The organism is Pseudomonas sp. 2822-17 (assembly GCF_002742485.1).
GTDB lineage: Bacteria > Pseudomonadota > Gammaproteobacteria > Pseudomonadales > Pseudomonadaceae > Aquipseudomonas > Aquipseudomonas cyclaminis.
Window position 1 is genome coordinate 1 of record NZ_LJRZ01000233.1, and the last position, 293, is coordinate 293.

The 293-nt window shown below is 33.8% G+C and carries 1 protein-coding gene; it reads right to left on the minus strand.

The annotated features are described in order from the left end of the window. Positions 1-148, minus strand: a 148-nt coding sequence (locus AOA60_RS01720; RefSeq protein ID WP_143522354.1) for an ATP-binding cassette domain-containing protein, incomplete at its 3' end; no start/stop codon positions are given. Between the last annotated feature and the right edge of the window lie 145 nt (positions 149-293).

The window sequence follows — 293 nt, forward strand, 5'->3', positions numbered from 1 at the left end:
GATTAATACTACGAATTAATGTAGATTTACCAGCACCAGATAATCCGACAATAACAACAAATTCACCTTCTTTAATTTCAAGGTTAATTTCTTTTAAACCTTGGTGCCCATTAGGGTATGTTAATGATACATTACGAAATTCTATCATGGCGTCTTCCCTCTTTTTTCATAGAATAAGGGAAAAGCAATGGCTTTTCCCTCTCTTATATTTTTACTCTAATAAGTCATTGAATTCTGCAAGCATATCACGTACAATTTGATAATCCTCTGGAGATGCTTCAGCAATACCAGAC